Annotated in this window: 17 protein-coding genes; 8 read left to right on the top strand and 9 right to left on the bottom strand. The window is 32.6% G+C overall.

Annotated features, from left to right (window positions below; all coding sequences use genetic code 11):
- Positions 1-27: 27 nt before the first annotated feature.
- Both NEF87_RS24000 and NEF87_RS24005 read right to left on the bottom strand, forming a co-directional pair.
- Positions 28-1575 carry a hypothetical protein gene (locus tag NEF87_RS24000; RefSeq protein ID WP_457917819.1) on the bottom strand — a complete coding sequence of 516 codons (1548 nt, stop codon included), beginning with the start codon at positions 1573-1575 and terminating at the stop codon, positions 28-30.
- Between the two features lie 31 nt (positions 1576-1606).
- Entirely contained in the window at positions 1607-4762 is a 3156-nt protein-coding gene (locus tag NEF87_RS24005) for a hypothetical protein (protein ID WP_457917820.1), read from the bottom strand.
- Positions 4763-5155: 393 nt separating this feature from the next.
- Here NEF87_RS24005 and NEF87_RS24010 point away from each other — a divergent pair, with 393 nt between their 5' ends.
- Genes NEF87_RS24010 through NEF87_RS24020 form a run of 3 tightly spaced genes read left to right on the top strand, consistent with a single transcriptional unit; the run spans position 5156 to position 7920 of the window.
- Entirely contained in the window at positions 5156-6373 is a 1218-nt protein-coding gene (locus NEF87_RS24010; RefSeq protein ID WP_457917821.1) for a hypothetical protein, read from the top strand.
- A gap of 3 nt (positions 6374-6376) precedes the next feature.
- Entirely contained in the window at positions 6377-7156 is a 780-nt protein-coding gene (locus NEF87_RS24015) for a hypothetical protein (RefSeq protein WP_457917822.1), read from the top strand.
- Positions 7153-7920, top strand: coding sequence for a hypothetical protein (locus tag NEF87_RS24020; protein ID WP_457917823.1), 768 nt, complete (start codon positions 7153-7155; stop codon positions 7918-7920). Before NEF87_RS24015 ends, NEF87_RS24020 begins: the two co-directional genes overlap by 4 nt.
- A gap of 84 nt (positions 7921-8004) precedes the next feature.
- Here NEF87_RS24020 and NEF87_RS24025 read toward each other — a convergent pair whose 3' ends face one another.
- Positions 8005-11799, bottom strand: a complete 3795-nt coding sequence (locus NEF87_RS24025; RefSeq protein WP_457917824.1) for a hypothetical protein — start codon at positions 11797-11799, stop codon at positions 8005-8007.
- Positions 11800-11894: 95 nt separating this feature from the next.
- On the opposite strand from NEF87_RS24025, the gene NEF87_RS24030 reads away from it, so the two are divergent.
- Positions 11895-12971 carry a hypothetical protein gene (locus NEF87_RS24030; protein WP_457917825.1) on the top strand — a complete coding sequence of 359 codons (1077 nt, stop codon included), beginning with the start codon at positions 11895-11897 and terminating at the stop codon, positions 12969-12971.
- Positions 12972-13016: 45 nt separating this feature from the next.
- Here the strand turns inward: NEF87_RS24030 and NEF87_RS24035 are convergent, their stop codons facing one another.
- The 3 genes from NEF87_RS24035 to NEF87_RS24045 are packed head-to-tail and all read right to left on the bottom strand — an operon-like array spanning position 13017 to position 15924.
- Positions 13017-13403, bottom strand: coding sequence for a hypothetical protein (locus NEF87_RS24035; protein WP_371804068.1), 387 nt, complete (start codon positions 13401-13403; stop codon positions 13017-13019).
- An 11-nt stretch (positions 13404-13414) separates the two neighbouring features.
- Positions 13415-13738, bottom strand: a complete 324-nt coding sequence (locus tag NEF87_RS24040; protein WP_457917826.1) for a hypothetical protein — start codon at positions 13736-13738, stop codon at positions 13415-13417.
- Between the two features lie 35 nt (positions 13739-13773).
- Positions 13774-15924, bottom strand: a complete 2151-nt coding sequence (locus NEF87_RS24045) for a DEAD/DEAH box helicase (protein ID WP_457917827.1) — start codon at positions 15922-15924, stop codon at positions 13774-13776.
- A gap of 74 nt (positions 15925-15998) precedes the next feature.
- Here NEF87_RS24045 and NEF87_RS24050 point away from each other — a divergent pair, with 74 nt between their 5' ends.
- Entirely contained in the window at positions 15999-18245 is a 2247-nt protein-coding gene (locus NEF87_RS24050; RefSeq protein WP_457917828.1) for a DEAD/DEAH box helicase, read from the top strand.
- A gap of 195 nt (positions 18246-18440) precedes the next feature.
- Positions 18441-18866: a response regulator gene (locus NEF87_RS24055; RefSeq protein WP_371804072.1), complete on the top strand. Its 426-nt coding sequence runs from the start codon at positions 18441-18443 to the stop codon at positions 18864-18866.
- Between the two features lie 152 nt (positions 18867-19018).
- Here NEF87_RS24055 and NEF87_RS24060 read toward each other — a convergent pair whose 3' ends face one another.
- Positions 19019-21193 carry a helicase-related protein gene (locus tag NEF87_RS24060; protein WP_457917829.1) on the bottom strand — a complete coding sequence of 725 codons (2175 nt, stop codon included), beginning with the start codon at positions 21191-21193 and terminating at the stop codon, positions 19019-19021.
- A gap of 181 nt (positions 21194-21374) precedes the next feature.
- On the opposite strand from NEF87_RS24060, the gene NEF87_RS24065 reads away from it, so the two are divergent.
- Together NEF87_RS24065 and NEF87_RS24070 are read left to right on the top strand one after the other, a co-directional pair.
- A complete protein-coding gene (locus NEF87_RS24065) occupies positions 21375-22331 on the top strand; it encodes a zinc-ribbon domain-containing protein (RefSeq protein ID WP_457917830.1) in 957 nt (318 codons plus the stop codon).
- 159 nt (positions 22332-22490) lie between these two features.
- Complete coding sequence (locus NEF87_RS24070) at positions 22491-23570, top strand: zinc ribbon domain-containing protein (RefSeq protein WP_457917831.1); 1080 nt, start codon at positions 22491-22493, stop codon at positions 23568-23570.
- A 123-nt stretch (positions 23571-23693) separates the two neighbouring features.
- Here the strand turns inward: NEF87_RS24070 and NEF87_RS24075 are convergent, their stop codons facing one another.
- Both NEF87_RS24075 and NEF87_RS24080 read right to left on the bottom strand, forming a co-directional pair.
- Positions 23694-24860, bottom strand: a complete 1167-nt coding sequence (locus NEF87_RS24075; RefSeq protein ID WP_457917832.1) for an NAD(P)/FAD-dependent oxidoreductase — start codon at positions 24858-24860, stop codon at positions 23694-23696.
- Positions 24861-26945: an FAD-dependent oxidoreductase gene (locus NEF87_RS24080; protein WP_457917833.1), complete on the bottom strand. Its 2085-nt coding sequence runs from the start codon at positions 26943-26945 to the stop codon at positions 24861-24863.
- Between the last annotated feature and the right edge of the window lie 18 nt (positions 26946-26963).

Genomic DNA, 26963 nt, shown 5'->3' on the forward strand with positions numbered 1-26963 from the left:
AACATATCTAAATGAAATAATTGAATTTTAGAGTTGATAAACTTTTTTCAAATATTTTTGAGTCAATGCTTTAATATCTGTAATTATGGTTGGGGAGTGAAGGTCCAAAGCCTTCCGAATTTCATGGATCTTGCACTCAATTTGTGTTTTTATTTCAGAATCTTGCATTTCATCTAGATCATGCTTACCTCCTGAAAATGTATCGATCAGATCTGTTGCATCTTCTTCCGTCAGTTCATCTTGTGCATTTATTAATTTCGGTAGTTTGTCAAGGTCGGGCGGAATATTTGTATTTAAATTTGACTGAGAATATGGGAGATGAATTTGATTATATTCTTCGGGAGCCAATCTTTCCTTAATTACAGTATCATTCAAAAAAGTGGCTTTATCAATGTTTGAGAAAAATTTGAATCGGTTGGGAATTAAATTTGAGAAAATATCCTTCAATTTTTCATGTTCTAAACGTACTCTGTCAATTAACCCTGATTTTGAAATTTTCTCTATCTTTAAGTATTGTTGTATCAAATGTTGTAACAATCGTGTAAAGAACGAAATGGGGATTTCTTCTTTCCATTCATTTTCTCTTAAGTAGCAATAGACTGATTCTGGAGAGTGGTGAGGTCTTTTTGGGCAAATTTTTTCTTTTTCTTCGAATAGAATCACATCAAAAGCTTTTTTATAATCTGGATTAATATCGATTGTTTCAAGTTCCTGCATGAATTGTAGGTTTGAGTTAATTGCTTCAATTTCTTCAATTTCTTCAGTATAACTCTGTTCTTCTGTTTGATTTAAATTAGAAGACAAATCAGAACTAGATTGGTCTATTCGTTTTGTGAAATGAGTACAGAATTCAAGAATATTGGTTGGAATGTGGGTTGGAAGGATTAAATCGTGATATGAACTGCATAATTTCAACAAAAAAGTGTATTCTGCTTGATCAAAATCCTTCATAAGCAAGTAGAACTCATTTTCATTAAAATCGAAGAGAAAATCTTTAACTATATATTCCATACTGTCCCATATTTTTGAGGTTAAATAATATGTAACTGTCAAATAATTTCCCGATTGGAGCTTTTGGATTATATTTTCCTGAATAAATTGGAACAAAATATCTGTTGTATCAATTTTTGAGAGATTGTCGGAAAAATGAACTGAACGAGTTTTTTTATCAAAAATCATAACCTGTTTGAATTTATTGTATGAATTATCATTAATAGAATCCAATAGAATGAAACGAAATTTTCTCTTGGGATTAGTTTGGCAAAAATTTGCCAGAATATTCAGAGCTTCTTGGTTAAAATTGCGAAAAACTTGTATTTTACGGCGGGCTCCTTCATTTTCCTCATTTAACATAGGAAGAAATTCTTCAAACAATTCTAAATTATCTAATCCAGTTTCATTCAAATCAATAGTATCTGCTTCTTCAAAACTGTATAAACATTTCAAAATTGCAAGTAATCCATTCAAATCTTTTTCGTATGCAAAGGGTTTTATAATCAAATCATTTTTCAAAAAAAGAAATGAATATAATAATTCTGGGGTTACAAATTCCGATGAATATTCTATAATTGTCATGTTCGTTAATTCCACCTTTTGCTAAACTATTCTATTTCATACCAGACTTTTTTTTGACAAAAACCGAGACTCCTCCAATCAACACAAAGCTAGAAAAATAAATTATCGGATTAACAAAATTGGTCTGATCCAGATCCGAATTATTATTTGATACCGCTGAGGAATTGGAATTTTCATCCGAGCTTAAGTCTTCATTTAAGTTGTTTTGTGTTTCAGTGGCAGTTGATGAACTCGATGTTGATGTAGAAGAATTAGAAGATGAATTAGTCGTTGATGTGTCGGATGTTGTCGAATTTGAAGTGGTCGCTGTTGTTGTAGATGTATTGGTTGTTGTCGAATTTGAAGTAGTAGATGTTGTTGTAGATGTATTGGTTGTTGTTGAATTTGAGGTGGTCGTTGAAGACACATCCGTAGTGGTTGTAGTAGTCGTGGTTGAAATGGATGAATTTATCATGAAATAATAGTTTTGAAAGGGCGCCCAATCTTCTTGAAATATGGGTATGAAAAAAAATTCTTGATCGAATTCGATAACCGTGTTTAACAAACAAGTAAATTCGACTCGATCTTCGAAATAATCTGCCGAAACATTTGATTCTGTATATTTTGCAACTAAAAGGCCATCAATATCTCGGATCTCAAAATTGGGTGTAATTTTTGATATAATTGATGGTTGCGACTGAATGCAATATTTTATAGTATTAAATTGGTCTCCTTCAATTATTTCAAAAGAATATATCCAAGAAAAATTTAACAAGACAGATAATTGGCAACCATATCTAATATTTTTGTAAGAAAAGCTCAAATCTGGTTGCCATTCTTGGGGATGAGATTGATTTGCTTCAGGAACAATTTCACATGAATATTTTCTTCCCATGATATTCCAATCATTGAATGTTGTTTCTTCACCCCGTAATTCAATTTCACTAATAGAAATTTCAGAGGCTAAAGAAAAACTTTGAATTGAATAAGTATAACTTGAATCAATGATTTGGTCCGGAGGTATTTCGATAGCCACGCAAATCTGATCATTTTGCAAAATTTCACCAAGATAAATAAGTTCCATGTTATATATCGGAACATTGGCAATAAGATGGGCGCAAAGGATTCCAATTTCTGGATGAATCATTTGAAAAAAAGACAAATCAAATTTGATATTAAGATCATTGCATAATTGAATGAAGATTGCTTTATCTTCATAGGAAAAACCATCGAAATTTTCCACCTGTTCATATAAAAAGTTCGAAAGTTTCGTATAATCTACTTGATTTGTTGCAAGAATTTCATTTATGCGTAGAATGTAGTAAGTCATTGCAATTTGTGTTATTCCAGCATTTTCATTCGAGCCAGAAATTCCATGCCATAATGTGTCTGTTTCTACCATAGATTGATTCAAATTACCTAATATTGTAGTTAAATTTGCAATAGAATAATAATTAGCAAATGATTGTCCACGATCGAACTTAATCAAGATATTTTGGGCTTCAAGAGCATAAAATGTTGATTTTATATTTCCTGTTTGAGTTTCCAAGTGAGTATCATTGAGAAAATAACCTGTAGACAGAAGCTGGTCTGCAATCCATTGTTCACACTTTAAATATTGAGTAAAACCTATTTCCTCATACATTGCTTCTATCAAATTTAGATCATTTATTGTATCTAAAATGAAATAATTTGTTGCTATAGGAAAATGGCTCCATTGTCCCCATAGAGACAGTATTTTTTGGGAAGGGGATTGGTTTGTGATGCTATAATTAATGTAATCGGAAAAGTAACCATCCGTTGTTAGTCTTGATAGGGAAGAATTCAGTACTTCTTGTTCCTCAAATTGTTCTGGAAAGTGTTTTAAATAAGAAAATTTCACTTTATCTCCAAAAGCGCATTGATCCAATTTAGTTATGTAACTTGCACCACCATCAGAGTTGAAATAAGTCAAACAAAAATCTTGTAACCCTTTCAAATTATTATTGGAATCATCAAGTTGTGGAAGTAATGAAAAATTATCAAGAATAGGTATAATAGTAGATTGAATGAATAAATCGTCTGAGAAAAATGAAGAAGAGCGGAAATAGAAATAATTGGGCCCCTCTTTTTGATCCGTACGATTATAGGTTGTTGAATTTAGCAATACGCCTAATACTGTAGATAATTCTGGAAAAACCATCTCCATTTCTAGTAATCGAATACAATCAGCAATTATTGCTGATCCAAAATAGGTGACAGTTTCTGGAGATAAATAATCATTAAACTCCCCATAATAGCATTTACTCTGGCTATTGTAAATATTATTGTTAACTAAGAAATTTATGAAAGGATCACGAACTGAATTAAAATCCCCATCAATCATTTCAATTATTTTTAAAGCTTCCCAAGAAGCATAGTAGTTTTCCCAACCTAAATAAGCAGATGTGTCATACTCATTAAAAGCGCCAGCCATATATCCTGTTCGTTGAGTACTTTCAACATATTCTTGAATTAAATTTCGTTCTATTGGAGAAAAAGCTGTTATCTCATAGTTATTTAAGGCTTTAACAGACCATATTGCATAATAAGTTTCTAAAAGCGTGGAATGGGGTGCAAATATCGATCCAAAACCTCCATCGGAATTTAAACCTGCTAAAATTTCATTCTCCCAGGCTAATATTTGCAGAGGATTAAAATTTGTGGATAAGCGTCCAATATTTGCTAAAAGAATTATTGCCATTTGATGGGTTATATTGTATGAATACGGTGTTTTAAATAAATACGCTCCATCTTCATGATACATTGAATAATTCAGCGTTTCCTCAAAATGATGGCTTTTGACATTGAACTTTGACATGATATATTGTTCTAATCCATCTTTATACTCGCCATAGGAAGTAGGGTCTAGTACTTCCAAAGTAGTATAAGCAAAAAATGTAGAGTAAATAGAACTGGGTCTATCATACAGGTTCTCAGGTTGCACTATTTTCTCACTTACTGAGTTTAATAGAGGTGTATTTTCATAAATATCCAGAACTGGTAAGGATGTTCTAAAAGACGATATCGGCATAAATGGTGTGTTTGCTTTAAGATTAGGAAGATTTTTTAGGTCACTGTTTCTAAATTGATTGGTTTCTTCTTTAAATGTAATCGGCATTATAATGATCATAAATAGGAGTAGTGACAGCAAGATCCATGATTTTTTTTTTAGAGTTTGACAATTCATAACACTTTATAATTTCGATCCTAATAAAGCCAAAAAAATGGAATTTAGTCTAAAACAATAAATCGGTAGAAGAAATCCATCAACAAATCTTTGAAAAGCTGAGAATGTAGGCATTATTTTCAACACATTTATTTAAGAAATAGTGATTTTTTCAGACTTTTTAAGCAATTTTAGCAATAATTGGACTAAATCTGGTTCATTTAAAACTTCAATGGCGGAAGAAAATCCTAAAGAAGAGAATATATGCAGGTAAGCTAAATAAATTCTCGGGGATGGAAGAAATTTTTTGAAATCAACACAAATGTCACCCATAATCTCTTATACTTCCATCTTATATAAAAAAGAAATAATACTCGACTTTTGATTTTAAATAATTTAATCAAAAAAAAGTGTATGAAAAATGCTAAATTGATTTATCTCACATTCCCATTCCTCTGTTTTCTTTTGATAAATTGCCTCGATATAGTCGATAATAATCCTATGGGACAAATTGAAGAAGTAACTGTGTTGTCCGCTTCTACCACCTTGTATGATTCTGTGGAATTGTTTCGCCCCCCTCAAACATCTCAGATTTTCAATGTTTCCTTCATCAAGAATGTAACTTATTTCTTTTTTATGGAATCCTATGTGCCCTTCGCTGATGATTTTTCAGTTAATATTTATTGTACCAGCCCATCAGCCCGGCAGTATCACTTTTTCGATTATACAGCTGATATTGAAAACAATGCTTCAAAAATTTTCTTTGAGTTTGGATCGACTGAAACTGGCGTTTATAGCATACGTTATGATGTACTAACTACTGCGAACATAAATCTGCATCTTTACTTGGAAGAATATCTCTCAATTGACACATACTATGAGAAATTTTCAACGGATTTAATTAATCGGAATATTTTGTTCTTTAGCAGTATTGATCGTTTTAGTACCAATCAACTCAGCCATACATATGAGATGTCCTTTCAGGAAGATACAGAATATCATTTCAATTTCTTCCGTGTCAACCCCATTTCACTCACTGATATTGAGGTAAATGGATTCACTAATCCTCAGGTTTCAATGCAAGTAGAATTGAATGGTACGCAATATATTTTTTATCCTTCTGTACCGACGCTTGAATATGCACTTTATTCAAATATAGAAAACTTAACTCATATAGGTAATCCAAATGAGCGGAATTTGTATAATAACTCCTTTTTGATTCGGTTTGGGGCTCATATCACTGGAAATGCTACGATAACTCTCACATTAAGTGATTACAACGGGTTTGATCTAAATTTTGCCTTCGTTGCATATGGGATTGGAGATATTGGAGATGGGCCTGATACTATTGGTGATAAGCAAGACCATAATAATAATTTCATAAATGTGACAATTATTGATGATTTAATGGCTCCTAATGCAACCGATCTTCAAGAAGTCGATCCCACCGTAGATGATAAAATAAATTATGCTTTGGGAGAAGTTGAAAATTTTCTGGAAGCTCAATTTTGGATACTTCTTCCTAGCGTACTAGGGGCCGCAGGAGTTTTTTATGCCATATCCCATTTTAAACCAAACTTGAAAGTCCAAACCCAAGTTATCCCTGATGGAAGGGAAATTTTGGAGGATTAAAAAATGGGTTATTTCATTTATTTAGTGTTATTGTTTCCTTTGCGAAGGTTCCTTTCCAGAGTTCTTGAGTTAGTGGGCCATTTCATTCCTCCCTTATTAACAATCAGCTTGAAACTGGATCAATTTTCTACAATTTTTCACGAAATATGTCACTATGGGATGAATAAACTTATGTTCATACCAGTATCCTTGGAAGATATTTCTTTTTCCGATAATTTACAAAGTGGATCTGTGAGAATCAACTATGATACCGCAACTCATTATCGATTTTCTTTGATGAAGTGTTTTCTTATTTCTCTTGCGCCATTATTTATCGGGACTTGGATAGTTTTATTTTTGGTGAGCAAATGGGATGGAACATCCCTTGGGGGGAAAATTGGGCTTGGACTCGCCATTTGTTGTCTCATACTTGGATTACAGCCTTCAAATGCAGATATCAAATGCATTTACATTTATGGGGTAACAAAAAGACCATGGCTTGCCTTACGACAAGTAATCTGTATGGGGCTGGCCTCTTTGTTTTATTTGTGGCAAGCTGATTTTTTCATGCAATTCTATGTTTTAGTTCCAATTCTATTTGAAATTACAGTGATTTTAGCAATTTTTATTCTGTTAGATCTAATATGTTATGGATTAGATGAAGTTCTCCGTTTTCTGAAGAATAGAACAATACAAATGACGTTCAATCGAAGCTTGCATATTCGAAAATATAAAATACCTCTCTTTGCAAAACCTGTCATAAAGCAAAGTAGAATGAATAATTTGCAGGAGAACTCGCAATGAGTCAAGTTTATTATCCGAGGTGGAAACTTCCTTGGAATTTACCCACTTTTTCCGTACAATTACCTTTTCTTGCAATGAAATTGAACTGTCGGGTGATAAATTATCGCTCCGATGAAACCTTTCATTTACACTACTTGAAAGAAAAGATGCTAGTAGTCGAGATTAGTCCTACCTGCGGTGTTCTCATTATTGATCCGCAAGCGTTACCCTTGGAATTTAGTGAGATCCCTATTTTTAAAGATCGAATTGAAGCATTCATGGAAGAATATTCTTTTTCTTTAGTGATATGGCAAGGATACCAAAATTCTTTAACTCAAATGGCAAAAAATCTTCCCAAAATTGCTTTAGCCTTGCGCGGGATGTTAATGCGTCATGTTCTTACCTATCACCAAGCCATGATTCCTACTCGTCATTTAGAAGATACCGCCTTATGTCTACGAAGTTTAGCAAAACGAGTCCAGATTGTTGATAATCCTCCATCAAACTCACGAATAAAAGCCAAAGCACGAAGGTTGTATGATGCACAGCAGACATTAATAGAAGGGTTTTGCCTTATGGGATTAAAAAAATTTAAGCTTTTAAGTACCGAGTTTCAATTTCCTTTTGAAATCATGGAAGAAATACGTTCTTCAGAGCTACTATACACACGCACGGGGAATCCCAAAGGTATAACTGGAAGATTAAAGAATATCAAGTTATTTGATTTTGAATTCATTCGCCAAAATCAGATATTACTAACTAAAAATAATACTTTGGATAACTAGCAGTATTTTTCCAGAGAAGTAGATCAATTTTTTTTGATTTATTTCCATATAGCAATTCTTTTTTGCGAATCAGATAAAGGAATCCTAAATTGTGACTGCAAAATCTTCCAAAGCTTCTATAAGTGCTTCTATTTTTTTAGAATCTGATATAGCCAAATGATTGATTAAAATTTGTCTATCTTTTAATAAAAATTGTATAGATCGAGCTTCAGGGATTGAATCGAGCGAGGAAATTCCGAGCTGCCATTGATTCTTTAAATAGTCAATTGCTTGACTCCTTTCTTGATCTTGTAGCTTAGAACGTGTTTCAACCAAAAGATCAATTAAAAAGGAACGCAATTCATTTTGCCAAGCATAACTTTCTAAAGTTAAGGATGGTGAAGGAAGGGTGTCTTTAGAACTAAAAGATTTTTCAAAATAGGTTTTAACATCTGAATTATGCTCTTTAGAATCCATTCTTTCTGTTACAGATGAGCCTATAGGTATTCCATCATTTGAAATCAAAATTTTTAACTCTTCAGGATCCAAAATTTTTGTCCGACTTGAAGAAACACGCTGCAATTTTGTAAATTTTTTAAAATCCTTTAAACATTTCTCTGCTTTTGAGGACAGAATATATCCAGTTATTTCAATGTTAGAATTTGCTTGATGAGTTTTTTTAATAAAATACTTTCGATTAATTAAATCTTCGAGAATGGATGCAGTTTTTTCTTTCCGATGTTTTACATCTATTGGGTAAAAATTTCTCAAGGTACTATCAATAATACTTTCTAGATCTTCGAGTAAGGTGTGTTTTGGAATGACTTTGGAAATAGTTAGACTCTTAGCACAATCATTTAAAAAAATATGAAGATCATTATGTAAAGAAGGTTGATTGCTAAATTCTATGGTCAAAGACGTAACCAAAGGTGGATTTTCGGGTTCAGCAGGTGCAACAATCTTCGAAAATTGGAGATGTGAAGGAATGTTTTGTGGGAGTATGAAATTTAATCTTTCTGTGTCGGTATCAAGCTGATCAAATTGAAAAACATAGGATTTCTGATATAATGTTCGATATATGATGCCTTTATTAAGATCTAAAGAAGTCAAATATTGATATTGATAACTGGATTGCCTCGCGGATTTTTGGGATGTATTGGTAAATTGCCCATCAAATTTCAATAAAGATCCCAGTAAACGTCGATGATTATATTGAGCTGTTCGCAAGGCGATAATTGTATCAAAATTAGCGTGGATGGATTCATGAATTTCTGCACATTGACAAGATTCTGCTAAGATTGGCATTTGTAGTGCTAAAAATTCTGCAAACATTTCATCTATGGTTGTATGGTTCCGTTTGTCTATCCGGTTATTAAATATTAAGTGTAAATGAGGAAGCATGATCACTTTAGGAAGAATTGAGGCTTCATTGGTATAATCGCTAAGTAAAAATTGTAACTGGGTTAGAAATACCTGAATAAACAAATTTTTATATTTATTCACCTTTAACCGAGAAAGATCCAAGATGAAAGGTGAAGCCGATTCTATAAATGTGAGTGGATTAAGAGAGACACTCATGTCTCGATCAAAAGCTATAAAATATTGCTGAGCTTTGAATAAATTCATCATGGTAAACACTTCACTTTTGTGTAAGGTTGCAGGAGATTTATCGAAAAAGGCTTCAATCCGTTCAACTATTAACGATAAATCTGCTTTTCCAGACTCATTTTTCGTTATCCATGCACTGCGTAAAATAGATATTTGATCATTATTCCAATGAAATATTCGCCCGAAAATATCCAAAACCTTTTCAATGTAAGAGATTAAATCTTCTCCAGCCTCCGTTATTGGAAGATCAAAGAGTTTCAATCCAAAATCATTACCGACTTCTAAATACTGAATTGGGTTTGATTCATTATCTGAAGCTGAACCTAATCGAGATTTCCAAGTACCATCCCAATCAAAAATGATTGCGGGGATATTATGTTTTAATAATTCCTTAATTATACGAATTGAAATGATTGTGTTTTGACGGTGATTATCTCCTGCTAGCAAAATATTTCCCCATAGTTCAGCAATATTTATCCCTCCTTCACTTTCTAACGTGAAATTTTCTGGATTAAAAGTACTTCCCAAAAAAATTTCATCGTTAAGATAGGGTGTGGAAAATTCTCCAGCATAATACATAGGAAGCACCCGATGAATTTCTTCTGGAATCATTATCAACTCCGATAATTGGATCCCAGCGGCACAAAATAAAAATAAAGGTGATGAATAAGATCCCCATCGTCGATTTTTACAAATAGATTGGAAGAAGACTTTTGAAGACACTTGTTTTATCTCACAAGAAGGATGAGCTAAGTTTAAAATCTGAAGGTATTGTTCCTGTGCAAAGATTTTCTTAATATAAAATTCTTTACCAAAATCTTCGATTTTTTCCAGAGGCATTTCTGTGGCTAAAGTAAATTGATTTTGAAAACGATAAAAGCCACAATATTCGCGTTCTAATGTTTTACGTTTACCTGGAATTTTTTCAAAGAGTGCATAATCCTTATCTTGTAAAAAGTCTCGAAATTCTGCAATCATTTCATTGGGAGTAACCCGATCTAAAAAATATTGATGGCTGAAGGATGTAGATGTATTATTAAAATTGTTCATTAAAGCTCGATATAGTTTTGTGTTATTTTGATGGTAGGCTCGGTTTAGCTGACGCATGGAAAAATGCTGACGACATGTAATAGTGTTTCGTTCAGGAGTGTGGATCCAAACATCTCCATCTGGATCTAAATAAAGAAGTTCATTAGTTGGAAAAAGATCGATGGGTAAATAAGAATGAATTGATTTTTGAGTCCGAAAATAAAAGGTAGCGCGGAACCGTGCAATCATATTGATCAGAGTAAATAAAACCATTCCCACGACTCCATAAATTACGTATGGGATTGTGGAAAACAAAAGCATGCCAACATATCCCACAAGGCTTAAATTGAAAAGCAAAGGAAAATAATGTCTGATTAAGTATTTTAAGCCCTTTATCGGGGATAATGTTTCAGTAAATTCATAATCTTCTGGTAAAACTTCTTCTTGACTCCAAGCACTTTTAATACTTCTGATTAAATCTATACCCTGAAGCATTTCAAAGTGATAATGGGGAAAATTTACCTCAATGATATCTTGAATACACAAAGCAATAAGTTTCATTTTCGAGACAAGATTGGAAACCATTTTGTTTGAAATATTTTTAACTTTGCGAGTAAAAAAGATGCGATAATTTAGTTTTGTTTGTTTTCCTATTGTATCTGGAATTTGCGATGTCTGAAATATCGTGGAAGTAGTTTTTTCCTCCGAGTTGGAAAAATCGACTTGGAAAGTTAAGGGTGCAACTTCTTTCAATTCAGCAACTTTCCGTAAAAAATCGTTAAAATTGGCTTGAATATGGAATGGTACTGCTTTGAGTTCAACACCCATCGTAGCTATAGCATGGTTATTGTGCATATTTTGGAGAATTAGCATATTACTTTTATTAAAAAAATCTTTTTTATCTCGGTTGGGGGGTTGAAACATGGCTTCTGACATATAATTCAAACAGCTTAGACTCGCTACCATAGATTTTGTATCGATCTGTTTGATTCCTGTCTTTTTGTGGAAAAAAGTTCGCATTTGAAGGGAAGGATCATATGAGAAATACACAAGATTTATCCCAAAGCAGATCGAAAAACCAATAGAGATATTTGTTCTGTTCTCAATGTCCCCAAAAATGAAAGCTAATGTAGCCCATCCTGTCAAAAATCCCATTAGGATGAAATACTTCCATAAATTTTGCTTAAGGCTCACTTTGAAGTGATCCAGTTTAAATAACATATCATATTTGAAAATTTGTTTAGGTCCTGGGGAATGATCCATATTGTTTGTTACTTCGTATCTTTATAATAGAGGAAAAATTATTGCTCAAAATACAAAGCTTTCGCTTTTATATAGATTGAAAAAAACAAAGATCAATGGCATCAGAAACAATTTATTCAGAAAAACGAAATGCTATGAATTCAGTTGAAGCGGATAGTTATTCTCTAGTTGATTGTAAACCAGAAAATATTGTATGTAAGGATATTGAAAATGGGTTTGATTCCAAAAAAACCGATACTACATTGATTTTAGCCGCAGAAAAACAACTTCGTCAGATTCTACAAAAGAGTAATTTTCACGAATTTTTTTCTAATGCTTTACCCATTTCAATAGATCTAGAATGTTTTGATCTAGTTTATTATCGAAAATTCATAGATTCTGCAAATCCTAAAGATGAACTTTTTATCCTGCTGTGTATTTCGTATTATTCAGAATCTCATCAATTTTCTTCCCGCAATTTGACTTCTTTTAAACCAAGTGCTCATCCTCCCAATATTATTTCATACTCCGTAAATATCTGCTTAAATTCCACTGATTTATATGTGGGAAATAACCTAGATGAATCACTTCGCTCACAAATTTTTACTGGATCAATGATAGAATTTAAGAAATTTATCTTTATTCTTTCCTACATCTCTCGACATCACCTACGTACTAAAGCAAATTCAAAAAAGGAAATTCGAGATTCACAATCAAAACCTAAATTAATTAAGTTTTCTTGGTATGGAATATATGGACTCTCATTTTTTTTATTATTACTTGGTTTTCTTTCCATTTCAAAATGGTTTAATCCCGTTTTTAACTATGGTTTTATTCTTTTTGCCATATATTTTACTGGAATCTTGTTTTGTTTCAAGTATATATTACCAAAAAAGATTTTAAAGGACTCTGAATGGAGATTTAACCACTATTCTAAACAAGTTGCAAAATTAATTTTCCATTCTATAAGAGATAAAGAGGTTAAAGCTATCTTTAATAAAATGTTTTTAAGCAGCATTAATCATCCTGCTACAATTGATCAAAAACCAAAAAATTACTCTCGAAATATTCAGAAACGTCCCTTCAGCGAAGAAAACGAAATTGCTAAAAAAACAATAAGAATTTCATCCAAAAAGGAGGATACCGAAAAGAAAACTGATAAAAAACAAATTATTGCCGATTTTTTTAATTAATCCATAAAGAAAGAAAAAGAAACAATTGGTTTTTGTAAATATATTTCATTCTAAGAACTCTTCTTTTGCTTCTGCTAAAGCTTCACAAGTACTTCTCTGTGAACAAGTAAAACAAGGTCCCATTGTCCAAAAGTAGGTTTTTTTGGATTGAGATCGAAAGGTTCCAGTTTTTATGTATTGTTTTGGGATTACTGCTAATAGCTGAATATGACTATGAGGTTGAGGTTCAAGTCCCTTTCTACTAGGAATTGGTTTTGGACAAAATAAGGCAGTTATTTCCAAATTGCCTTTTTTGGGAATTCCATATCCAAACTGGGCAGGACAACACTCATTTATGCATTTTGCCATCCGAGAACGTGATTGTGTTCGAAAAACAAACATTTCATCTCCACAATACGGACAATCACCTATATTCAATTCAGTACTTATCATTTGTTTTCCTCCTAAAAGGGATTACTCCATTTTTTGATTAGCTGACCAAAAGTATCTTGATCGCGCTTTATTTCAATAGAACTGGCGGATTCACTCCCCCTAACTTTAAATCCAGCATCAATGTAAACAACTAAGCAATGAACAGGGTTGCCATGAATAATAACATGTGGGAAAGGAAAGTGTGTTTGTTTCTCTAAATCTTGTTGTTCTATTCCAAATTTCAACATTTCCCCACATTGGGGACATAATTGCATAAATTTCCCTGATTTTTTAATTTCTTGGGAACGTTCAAAAGATCGTGATGTTGTGTTGGATAAATTAGTTTGACTGATCATTAAGTATAATTAGTTAAAATCAAAAGTATTTAAAATCAAAAGTGATCTTTGGCAAATTTCTTAAGAATCGTCCGGATTTTAATATGTAAAGTTGCAATATCCTTGAATAAAACTAAGTTGATCTGCAGCAAATCTCTAAACTCTTTAACTCTCTGTGCCAATAATTTCTGTTCTTCAGGTAGAATATTAGAAATATCTAAAAATATTAAATATTTGTTCACAGAAATCTGTTTATTTTTAATACTTTTCAAAAATAAAAAATTATTTGCATCAATTTCAATTTCCGAGGCATTTAGGATGTCGAATCCAATTTTGACTTTCTTCGCGGAAATATATATGTCAAATTCACTTGATTTTAAAATTAAACCAAAATTTAGAGATAAAGATGATTCCAACTCATAAAGATCATTCACCTCTGGGGATATTTGAATCGAATGAGTTTTATTGCTTCTAATCTTGTTTTCCTTTACTTCAGATAGTGAAGTAATTTCTTTTGAATATAAAATAGGTAATTTTCCATTTAATTTCTTAGAGACTTGTTTAGCCTTTATTTTTGAATCCAAAACTGGTTTAATCTCAAATTTTTTTTTGAATTGATCCTTTTTTCGTTTCGCAATTAAGTGATTCCGTTCATCCGATGTTCCAATAGTATAAAGATAAATTACCTTTCCTTTTCCCGATCTTCCAGTTCTACCTGCTCGTTGAATTAATTGTATTACTGATGCTGAATTATCAAAAAAGACCACTACATTGCATTCTGCAATATCAAGACCTTCTTCTGCGACATTGGTTGCAATCAATACATTGTATTTTCCTGATTTGAAGTCATTGGTCAATTTTATTTGATCCTTTTGTTTAAGCCCCTCATCTCCCTTTTTTGATGCTTGTCCCACAAATTTTTGTGGACGACAGTGGGGGATAGATCTAATTTTTTTAAGGATACTCTTTATAGTAGCTCGTAATTTAACAAAAATTAGAATACGACTGCTAGAATTATCTTCAAATTGTGATTTTAAAATTGATCGCAACTGAATTATCTTTGGATGTTCCAATAATTTTGGGTTTTGATATTTTTCAATCTGTAATGCTTGGTAAATTTGTGAGATCTGTATTTCTGAACTTAAAAATCGATCAGCCATTGATGCTTTACCCTTTTGGATTTTTTCATACATTTTTTCGAGTGTATTTAGCACCACTTCCAATCCTTGGGATTCCAGATCATTTATTAATTTAAGGATTTTCATAAGCCGTGCATTTGTAGAAATTAAAATACGAAGTTCCCTCTCATTAACGCCTTCTTTTTTTAATGCTGATGGGAGGGATTTCATTTTGTCGGCACAAAAACCTAAGTGGTATAAATTTGGGTTAGTTGGAGCAGATGAATCGTAATTTAATAGAAGTTCCATATATCCTGCCACTGTGTGATTTTTTAGTTCAACAAGGCTTGAATGAACTTTCATCATAAAAGGGCTCATCTGAACTCCAATATCAATTTCCTCTTTATCAAAAGTGTACTGTTGTACTTCTGCGTGTTTTAGATCACGAAATTCAATATTATTCTTTGAAATGTGCAAATTTTCCATTATTTCTAACTGCTTTTTATTAGAAGATCCAGGAGATGCGGTGAGAGCCATAATCCTTCCTTGAATATTTTCTTTAACATAATGATCCGCTATACTACAATAAGCATAATTTCCAGAAGCTCTATGCGCTTCATCAAAAATAATTAGATCTACCTTAGATAGTGTATATAACTTATTTTCGAGATCATTTCGGAGAGTTTGCGGGGTCATAAAAAGAATTTTACCAATTTTTAATTGAAAAACTTCCTGACGTTTTGTTGGCTTTATTTGCCCTGTTAGTTGCAATAATGAGATCTTTTCAGTATCGAGAATTTCAATGTGCGATTGATAATGTTGATTGATTAATGGTCGCGTAGGTGCAAGAAATATAATTGTGGGATTGGGATATGATGGATTGGTTAAAAAATGTAGCATTGTTAAAGTTCCAATAAAGGTCTTACCTAACCCCGTTGGAATAACTACCATGAGATTTTCTTTAAAGGCACGGTCAGATATTTTAATTTGATATTCACGTGGATTTATTTTCTCGTTTTTCAAATATGGGATAAATTGAGAGTGTAATTTGGTTTTTGGATTGGTTGGAGTCAGAGCTTGTTGAATCATAGATACTATTTATTAAATACCCACTTTATAAAATCGAAATTTCGTTTTTATATGGATTCGTAGTATAAACGACTATGGAAAGGAAACCAAATACATTTCCAAGATTTGATCCGATTGCATTAGAAGGTAAAACTCTAAGACCTAAGCAAAAGAAAGCTTTTACTTTACTTGAACAAGGTCAAAACGTTGTTGCAAATTTCGAGATGGGATATGGTAAGACCTTCCTAGCTTTAAAGTTAGCACAACTAATGAAAGATAAAGGAAAAAAATTTATAATGGGTGTCCCCCTTCGGGCCGTCGCTTCACAAATGTTTGATGTTTTTTTTAAATATTTTAATGTTCTAATTGTTTCAGGGGATCACGTTGAAAATAAAACAAAAATCCTAGATCCTGATTTTGACGGCTATATTATGACATATGAAATGATGCTTCAATATTTAATCAAAGAACGGCAACGTCAGATATTATTTGACAATATTGGCGCATTCATTATCGATGAGGTTCATATTATGGTTTCAGGAAGACGGGGTGCCACAATTGAATCGAATATCATGCTTGTTCAATATTTTTATCCTCACATCCAACAGTTATTATTATCGGCTACAATTCAAAATAGCAAGGAATTTGCAACACATTTTAAATGTTGCCTTGTAAAAACAATTCCTGAAGAACGTCCTGTTAAACTTATTAAAAAAATAATCACTCGTCCTGTTTTTTCAAGAATGGATGAGGAATATGAACAAATCACTGAAGATATTAAAGAAATAATCATAAAACATACTACTCCTTCTGCAAATTTTCCTGGAATGCTCGTATTTTGTAATGCTCGGTTACTTTCAAAAAAGCTTGCTAGCGAGCTAAACAAACACTTTTCTCACATCCAAGCAGAATATCACAATGCCTCACTTAGTTTGAAAAAGCGAAAGGCTGTTGAGCAAGCTTTTTCAAATCAAGATATTAATGTTATTTGTTGTACTCCGACTTTGGCAATGGGAATAAACCTTCCCTCAGCAATTTGTGTTCTTACAAGTGTTCGTCGTCGTTCTGGTCTTCTAAATGAAAAAATATTTCTCGATTCTAATGAAATCATCCAAATGGCCGGAAGGGCTGGTCGTCCGGGTCAAAAAGGTAATCTCATCAAAACCAAAAATGGAATTACTCAAGAATACGGGATTTCTTATACTATGTGTGAATATACCGACTATGAGGAAGTAGAGATTATGATCAATACTCCAGTTAAAATTTGCAGTCAAATTCCAGACTTCATGAAATGGATGTTATTAACATGGATTGTGGCCGGGATATCTCAAAAAGTAAAATTAAAAAAAATTTACTCTCAAATTTTTGTATCATCGGTTGATTTCATTAAATTTAAGCAAGAATTCTCTTGGTTGGTTGAAAAAAACTTCATTTCTGTTGATCCGATGGGCCAAATCATTGCGAGTCATAAAGCTCGCATGACTGCTTTCTTTGGAATTAAGTGTGAAACTGCTTTACATTTTCAGTATATTCGGGAATGTTTGAAACAAGAATTTTGGGCTGGAAAAATAAAATCGATACATCCAGCAACACTTTTTTGTTTACTTTTAGCATGTGAAGAATTTACTTCGAATATAAGAACGTCTGAGAAAAATGATATTGCATCAATCACGACAGCCAATAATTTTTGTGATAATTCTTATATCTACCATCTTTTGGGTGAAACGAAATTCCAACGATCACAAAATGAAGCTGTAAAAAAGGGCTTTTCTATCACTTATGATAATTATTTACAGCAGAGATATTTAGAAAACTCATCTCCTGATAAAAATGAACAAGTAATTTTCAAAAAATTTGATATTGGTGACAAAGTTCAAGTTCAGACAATTGCTGCTCGTTTATTAACTGCAGCTCATGCAATTTTGGGGACATCTTGGATATTTGGAAAAATTTTACGAGAACTTACCGATGGTATGAGTTTTTCGATGGCATGTTTTGATTCAGATGTAATCGATCTTATGAAAATAAACAATGTTGGTCCACGAAAAGCCATATTAATCGTAGAAGCAAAAATAAAATCACGAGCACAATTTTATCGCTGTGATACACATTCACTTTATTACAGCATTAAAAAAATTGTGCATCACCGAAACGAACGGGTAAAAATTCTTCAGAATCATTTTTCCGAAAAAAGGGATTTATGGAAAAGTGTTTCCGAAAAAAGTTTGGAAAAACTTAGGAAGGGTGCTATCACAAGTAAATTTCCTTCTATTAAAAATATTCAATCTAAAAAGAGAAAGGAAATAAAAAATAATGCTAATTCCTTATTGAAACACATGTGATATTCCATAAAAACTATCCCCCGGAAATATGGTGTCAACTCGGTTTTTAATTTTCTATTTTTAAAAGTAAAAGAATAAAAACCCGAAATAATTATATTTTATAAATAGGCTATCAATCAGCTTGCATACAAATAAATTGGTTATTTTAGTTATTCTTTACAATTAATTTATATGTCTTTCGTTTGTGTGAATAAAATGGTTTCAACTCGGAAAATTTTGATTGTGGAAGATGATTTTATTACATCTAAAGGTTTAGAAGCCCTTTTAGATGAAATTGGTTATATTCCTTTAAAAACTGTTTCGACTGGAGTTGAAGCGTTGGAAGCAGTAAAGGAACTTAATCCTGATGTAGTTTTGATGGATATGTTTATTAAGGGGAATATGAATGGTTTGGATACTGCATTGAAAATAGTTAATAATCATGCTGTTCCCATTATTTTTACAACTGCCTTTAAAAATTCTGAGATGTTTAAAAAAATCGAAGAAACTGGTCTATTTGATTATGTATTAAAACCTTATACAGATGGAAATGAAATTATAAAGGCTATTGAATCTCACTTTACAGAAGCAGAAACATTACATTATTCGAATGTTGTGAAATCTCCCGACCAAAACCTTTAAAAGTGTAACCCTGATCTAATTTGGGTCTTAATTGCATTTTAGTTTATTCTTCTTTCTAAATTTCTTGCCTCAATTAATTGCAAACCTTGTTGGGCTAAATCTCTTATTTTTGGGTTTGAATCTCGTAAAACAAATTTAAAATGGGGTTCATTTCATAAGAATTTATAAATTATCATTGAGTTTTTTGAAGAAAAATGTTTCATTTTCATTCCAAACTCAATTTCTTTGTCCATTTTAAGGATTGAAAAGTTTTCCTCGATTGCTGCTTGATGTAAATCATCTAAAGAACAATACAATCGATTACCTACTTGAGTTCCTAAAGTTTCCATAGTATTTATTATCCAATCAAAGATCCATTTCACTTGAAATTGTTTTTGGGTAATTTTATTCCTACTTATTTCTTTTTCTTTTTTTTCAGTAATTAGCTGTGAAAACGAAGAGACATATTCAAAACCAGAATTTGCACGTTGATTTAAATGATTAGATTCGTTTTGTTTAATCAATTCTTCGATTTTCTCTTTTGTTTTTTGCTGCTTAGAATCTTTTAGCTGTTTATAGCGGTTTTGAATCATTTCCAAAGGTTGAATTTTATGGCTCGGTAAAGATTTGGAACGGTGTAAGGATTTAACCGTGTTTATTGCCTCAGGTGATTTTAGCAATTCACTCATCTTCATTTCTCGTCGATGGGATACATGGTGATAAATCTCGTCCAAAGTATTTGAAGTGACTAAAAAATAGCACCTTCCAATTTGATGTCTACCAGTTCTTCCTCTTCTCTGAATTAATCGAATTTCCGATGGAACGGCATCATAAAAAATAACTGCATTTACATTGGGAATATCTAATCCTTCTTCTGCAACTGATGTGGCAACAAGGATGTTAAACTTTCCTAAGGAAAAATCCTTAATTAGTGCATTTTGGTCCTTTTGAGACAATCCCTTATCGTTTTCCCTACTCGCTTGACCTACAAATCGTTGAGCTTTTATTGAAATTATATTTGAACTATCTACTGTAATATTACGACTTAAATTTTCAACTAAATATTGCCCCATTTCTCGATATTGTGTAAAAATAATAATTTTAGCTTTTGTGTCAGTTGAATATTCTTGATAAATTATTTGTTGGAGTTCTTTTATTTTTGGAGAAATTTGAATTGGTTGAAGAATCTGGATTACTCCTTTAATATATTTTGAATTTAGCAGTTGTTTTATTCGATAATTTCCTGTTTGTGCACGATTCCTTAATTTCTGGAGGTAAGTGCGAAATAGTCGAACATCTTGAGTCGTGAGAATCTCTTTTAAATGTTCCAGGTAAATCCCATTTATAGCTTTGCTGAAAATGGTGGAAGTTTGCTTCATTACAATTTCTGATGTTCCTTCCTGTTGAAATAACTCTAAAAGGTGGGGGTAATTCAGTTCTTCTTCACCAGTGGACGTATGGCTTGATTCTACTGATTCATGAGGAATGTAGTGAGGATCCAAAAGAATTTCTAATTTTTTTAGATCTTGAATCAATTGAATGAATTGAAATTTAGAAGTATATCTTCTTGGGGGTAGCACCTCTCGTTCTACTAGAAAATCTCGAATCTTGCGAATTAGGGTATCTAAAATTAACTTGGCTTTGGTGATTTCATCTGGTAGTTCTATCTTATGGATTATTGAATTAATTCCGTGAGTGTATTCTTGTACATCTGCACTATCTGAATCTCTAAAGATTATTCGTTCAATTTGAAGTGTTTCACAGAGTTGATTGATTTTAAATAAATCTTTTCCAGGGGAAGCGGTTAATCCCAAAATTATTGGATGGGCGCACTGTTCTAAATAAGTACGAGCAACAAACGTGTAGGCATATCTTTTTTGAGCTTTATGTGTTTCATCAAAAATAATTTGACTAACTCCATCTAAGGAATATAACTCTGATTTGAGGTCATTTTGCAAGATTTGAGGTGTTGAAAAGAAAATTTGGTGATCGTTTAAAACATAAGCGCGTTTGATTGGAGAAAGATTACTGGAAAATAAGCAACATTTGATTTGAGGTACTAAAAATGATTGAAATGACTGAAAATGTTGCATAACCAAAGGTCTAGTTGGTGCTAAAATAAAAATTTTTGAATCTGGAGCACGTTGGAGGATATGAGCAATGGTGAAAAGGGCAATGATCGTTTTTCCTAAAGCAGTTGGCAAGACTACCAAAGTGTTTTGTTTTGATGCAATTTCAGCAATAGTAACCTGGTATTCTCTCCATTCTATCAAGTTTTCTTTCAATAATGGATGATTGTAAAATTGTGGGGGGGAATTAACAACTTCTAAAGTATGTGAGAATGCCATATTATGATAATCTCCGAACTATGCATAAATTTCCATATCCATACATGAAGAACACTTATAGATTCTTTTTAATTCTTCGTGCTCAATGGTTTAGTTATTTTTTGTCAAAGGAAAAGATTTAAGTTTGCATGGGAGATAATTATTTCAATATTATAATATTAGACAATAACGTGAACATATCATGAATTCAATGTTTTATATCAATTTAGTATTTATTAGTTTTTATGTTGGTCTATTTATTTATTGCTTTATGAAAATAAATGGTACTGCCCTAAATGAAAACTGTGAAAACAAATTAGTTAATATATATCTAATTAATTTAGTTTTTTCAATAATTGGAGAGGTTCTGACTTTACTTTTGCAAATCAGAAATTCTCAAAGTGAGTATGGGTATTCAATTTCATCTAATCCAATAATGGTGCTATTAATTTTGTCGGGCTTACTGGGATTTATTTTAAATTGCATTCTTTTCTTCAAAATTGATGAAAAATTGACTTATAATTTAACTAATGGGAAATTAGGAATTGCTTATGTTGTTTTAAGTATTTTGGGTTTATTAATTTCCTTTATAGGTTTGCCCCTATCATCAGTTATTCAATCTATACTTTATTTTGTTTATTATTCAAAATTAAGTCAAAATGGATCCTTAATTCCTTCGACGCAGTCCTACACTCTCTGGTTGAAAAAGGCGTTCATTTTTTTAGGAATAAATGGGATTGTATCGGTAATCAGTTTTCTAATTAATTTTAGTTATATGTTTACTGAAAATTATACAGACATTATTTTATTTTCAAATATTTTCTCTTATATTAATAGAATTTTATCGTATATTGGTTTTGTTTATCTCGGTTATGGGTTATTACTAACCAGCCAAGTTCCTCTTGTGACTGCTAAAAATCGTAGTATTTATACTAGTCAACCAGGTTATATAAATGAACCAAACCTGAATTCTGGCGCATCTAATTATCAATTCGGAGCACCTCGTCCTTCCATAATTAATCCAACAAATACTAAATTTAATTCTTCTACAACCACTATTTTATCTTCTTCAACTTCAGATCCTTCTTTTTGCAATAAATGTGGGAAAATGCTTGCATCTGATGCCCAATTTTGTCCAAATTGTGGGCAATCAAGGTAAATTTACAAATGAATCCTTTTTTTGGTGAGAGTTTTTTCTAAATCTCTTTTCTTCCTTTTTTATCTCATCTCTATAAAAAATGAATTATTTCCCTTCTTTGGTCGCTACATTTATAAAGATTAAAACAATACTTATGATATCAAGTTAAAAGGCGCAAAAATGTATCCAACATTCATAATCGATGTTCTTCTCATCATTGGATTTATTTTCTATCTAGTTTTCCTTTTCAAAGGGTATAAAATATTTCACCTTGGTCCAAATTGTGAAAAAACTTTCTTTAAACAGTTCTTAATTTTTTTAGTACTGGAATTCTTATGGGTTATTGCCAATGCTTTGAAATATATATTAGTATATTTTGAAATCTATTCTTCTGGTGTAGACCATTATTACAGTCCGTATTACTACGTTTATGATGTTGTGAATAGGGGGCTTGGCATTTTTACATTACTTACTTATACCTACTTTACATTTAAAATAGATTCCAAGTTGTTATATAGTCTAACCGAGGGAAAATTAGGGCGGGGGATCCTTATTTCTATGGGAGTCTCCCTTTTGGCAATGTTCGCATACTTTCCGCTATTTGGGTTAGTGATTTCAATTTTAACCATAATAATTATGTTCAAATTGCGAAAAGGCTCAAAAATAACCCCAAAAACAAGAATCTATTCTAGAATTCTCGGATTTGGTCTATTTTTGTACACATTAGCGAAATTAGGTTTTCGTTTTCTTTCATGGGATTATTCTTATTACGGTTTGAGTAGGGCATTTTCAGATTACAGTTCTTATTCAAGGGATCCTTTTATACTAATTAGGACTATAAGTGTTTTAATTTATGTCCTAAGTTTAATTTTCCTTGGATTAGGTGTTATAAGAACTTCATATAATCCATACTATAATGCTAAAAATCGTAGTATTTATGGATTTAACAATCAAAACTTGGATATTCCTGCAATTTCGAAACAAGCGGCTCAATATCAGTTTGGGTCTCCAATTATATCTTTTAATTCGATGCCAAAAAAACCCAGTCATCAGAATACCAATACTCCCTTGATAAATAAAGAACCACAACAAGATCAAAAGCAGAATCTTGGAGTTATTACAAGAAACCCAAATGTTTCATATTTCTCTCCAAAAAAAATACAAAAAAATGTGTCATCGTTCAAATTATGCCCTAATTGTAATATTTCTCTTGAGACAGATGTTAAATTCTGCCCTAAATGTGGGAAGCAAGATTTCTAGATCCGATTTTTTATTTCATATATAAGAACATGAGATTTTTCGAATTTACTAATGCTCGCCATCTTAAACTGGAAAAAAAAATGGTATATCAATAAAATGAATAAAAAAGATTTGAAGAATTAATTATTTCAACATTTCAACAGAACCAAAATCTCGATATAACGAAAGTTCATCTAAAATGATTTTATCGTGGTCATTTAATTCATCTCTTACTAAACGTGAAATTAATTCCCCTAATCCTGGGCCGAGCATATATCCTTGTCCACACGGTCCCGCTGCATTTATGAATCCTTCAATTTCTTTTACTTTCCCCACAATTGGGGCTCCATCTGGTGTATCTGGATAAAGACCTCTCCATGTTCGTCTCACTTTTATATTTTTTAGACGTGGGACTAGCTTAATCATTCTTTTGGCAATTTGAGGCAAGAAACTACTTGTTTCTTCATGATCGTGGCCATAAAAGGGTGGTTCCGGAGTGATACAAAAGATAATTTGTCCCTCATTATTCTGATAAAAGTAGTAATTTTTTGAATGCCCAAATCGATTATCTTCACACGGACGAATATCAACTACCATAGGATCAAGAAAATGTTTCACTGGTTCAGTAATTGCTGCTTCATGACTTGTTGGATTAATTGGGAGATCTAATCCAACCATGTTTCCTATTTCTTTTCCAAAACCTCCTGCTGCATTAATTACATATTGTGTGCTATAGGTTCCTTTATCGGTTGTTACACTAGTAACTTTATGGTTGTCCACGGATATTCTCGTTACTTGTTCATTAAATTTAAATTCTGCTCCATTTTTCACTGCTTGTTGGTAAAATGCATTTAGGGCTAAAAGGGGTGATGCGCTTCCATCTTCTGGGCTAAATGTACCTCCTAACAATCCTTCTTGTTCAATCCCTGGAACTAATTCTATTATTTTTTCTGGACCGTAGTATTCAATATTTAATCCTAAAGATTTTTGGAGTTTTACATTTTGCTTAAATAAAGCTTCATGTTCTTTGGTATAGACAACGTAAGTATATCCACCTTGAACCCAACCAATGTCGTCTCCATATTTTTCTTTCCACGTTGAAAATATTTCTATACTACGTTGGCATAAGTAGATTTTCGCTTTTTGAGTATGAGTTGCACGAATTCCACCAATTGCATGTTTGTTATCGCCTTGTGAAACTGATGGATATTTGTCGATTACTAACACTTTCAGTCCGTCGTGTGCGCAAGCCATGGCAATAGGGGTTCCAATACTACCTGCTCCAATCACAATTACATCATAGTCTGTCATTTATTTTTCCTCCTCATCAATCATTCCTGCAAACTTACCTAAGGGTACTTCGACAAAAATCGGGCGCTTTACTCCGGGTGTTATTTTTTCCATCGGAATACCTTCCTCACGCATCAAGCGTTCGATTAAAATCGTGCATGTCTTTCCTCCACAAGCACCCATTCCCGCACGAGTAATGGCTTTTAATTGGTTCATATCGGTAACTCCTTTTCGTATCCATTTTCGTATTTCCGACGCTGTTACACGCTCACAACGGCATACAATTGCATCATCTGGAACTGGAGCTTTATGATACATTTCGATTGGTTCATATTCCACTTTTATAACTGGGCGAATACCAATGGCACGCTGAGCAATTTCGAAGGGTAACGAAAGAGTTATCAATTGAGTACGAGGATATTCTTTCAGAATACGAGCACGTACTACTTCAAATTCCCCTAATTCTCCTGCATTATCCATAACCATGACTCTTTGACCTTTGTTGATTTTTTCTGCAGCAATTTCATATGGAAAAGTGACTCTAGGATTCTCATTGTCTTTCCGATTGTCAATTAGGGTCACAGCTAAACCAGGACAAATTGCGACACATCGACCACATCCGATACATTCTTTTTCTCCCTGAAAATACGGAATATTTGTGATTTTTTCATCAATGTGAATTAACTCTTGAGGACAAACGGTGCTACAAGGATTACATGGGATTTCTTGATCACAATGAAAAACGGGCAGTATAGTTTTTTTAATTTCAGGCAAGTCCAATTCAAATGGGGCAGGAGGGTGCGCTTTCATAATGGCTGCTTTTTCTTCCAATTCTTTTAAGTTTTGTTCTACTGAAATTCCCATATCTTGAAGCATTTTGACTGCTTCAACTCTTCCAGTAAATATTGCTGCTGATGCTTCAGCGATTTCCTGAGCATCCCCGGCAACCCAAACTGGAATTCCGTAATCTTTCGCCTTTCCATAAAATTCATCAACTGGTGTTAAACCAACTGCGATTAAAATGGTATCACATGCAAACGTCTTTTCAGTTCCTGGAATGACTTTCCAATTTTCATCTAATTGTCCAATCGTTATTGATTCTGCCTTTCCATCTCCATTTGCAGAAATAATCGTGTGGCGTGTATATATTGGAACTCCCAATCTTCGTAATTTACTTTCATGTACATGGTATCCTCCACATCGGGGTAAGGCTTCGATCAAACCTACAACCTCGATTCCTGCTTGAATTGCATGATATCCCGCAATTAATCCTACATTTCCGCCCCCAACGATAAAAATTTTTTCACTGCATTTGACTAAATCACGATTCACCAGCGTTTGAAATGCTCCTGCTCCATATACTCCTGGAAGTGTATCTCCGGGAAAAATTAACATTTTTTCTCTAGCTCCTGTGGCAACTAACAATCGTTGAGGTTTAACTAAAACATATTCTTGATTATCTTTGAGAATTCCTATGATACCATCTCGAAAGACCGCTAAAGCATTGCTATTCAACCATATTTCCACATTTTCTAATTTTTTCGCTTCGTTTCCCAAAATATTCCCAATTGTTATTCCACGTTGACCTGCATATACATCTTGTTGGGATCCAAAGAATTTGTGGGTTTGTAAAACCAATTTTCCTCCAGTACGATCTTTATCATCAACCAAAAGAACTTTTACTCCATTTTCACCTAATAATCTAGCAGCACTGAGACCTGATGGTCCCGCTCCAATTATAAGAACTTCAGTTTCAAATAATATAGGATCTTTTGTTTTTACTTGTGAATCGATTGGTGGTAAATCTGGATGCCCTTCACAACTATTGACTTTCATTCCGTCTTTTAAGGCAGTCATACAAGATTTAACTGGTTTACCGTTTACTAAAACAGTACATTGGGAGCATTGTCCGTTTGCACAATAAATTCCTTGTGGTGAATTATCTTTATGATGGTGACCAAAGATCTTGACACCATTCATGAAAAGAGCTGAGGATAACATCATATTTTCAAAGCCCTTTATTTCATTTCCATTAAAACTGAACGAAACAAGTTTTCTTTTCGGAATGTCCAGAATTGGATGGGATTCAATTGATTGTAATTTCATGATTTCACCATTACTGGT

Origin of the sequence: Candidatus Lokiarchaeum ossiferum (assembly GCA_025839675.1) — an archaeon.
In the GTDB taxonomy this organism is placed as follows: Archaea; Asgardarchaeota; Lokiarchaeia; order Sigyniarchaeales; family Promethearchaeaceae; genus Lokiarchaeum; species Lokiarchaeum ossiferum.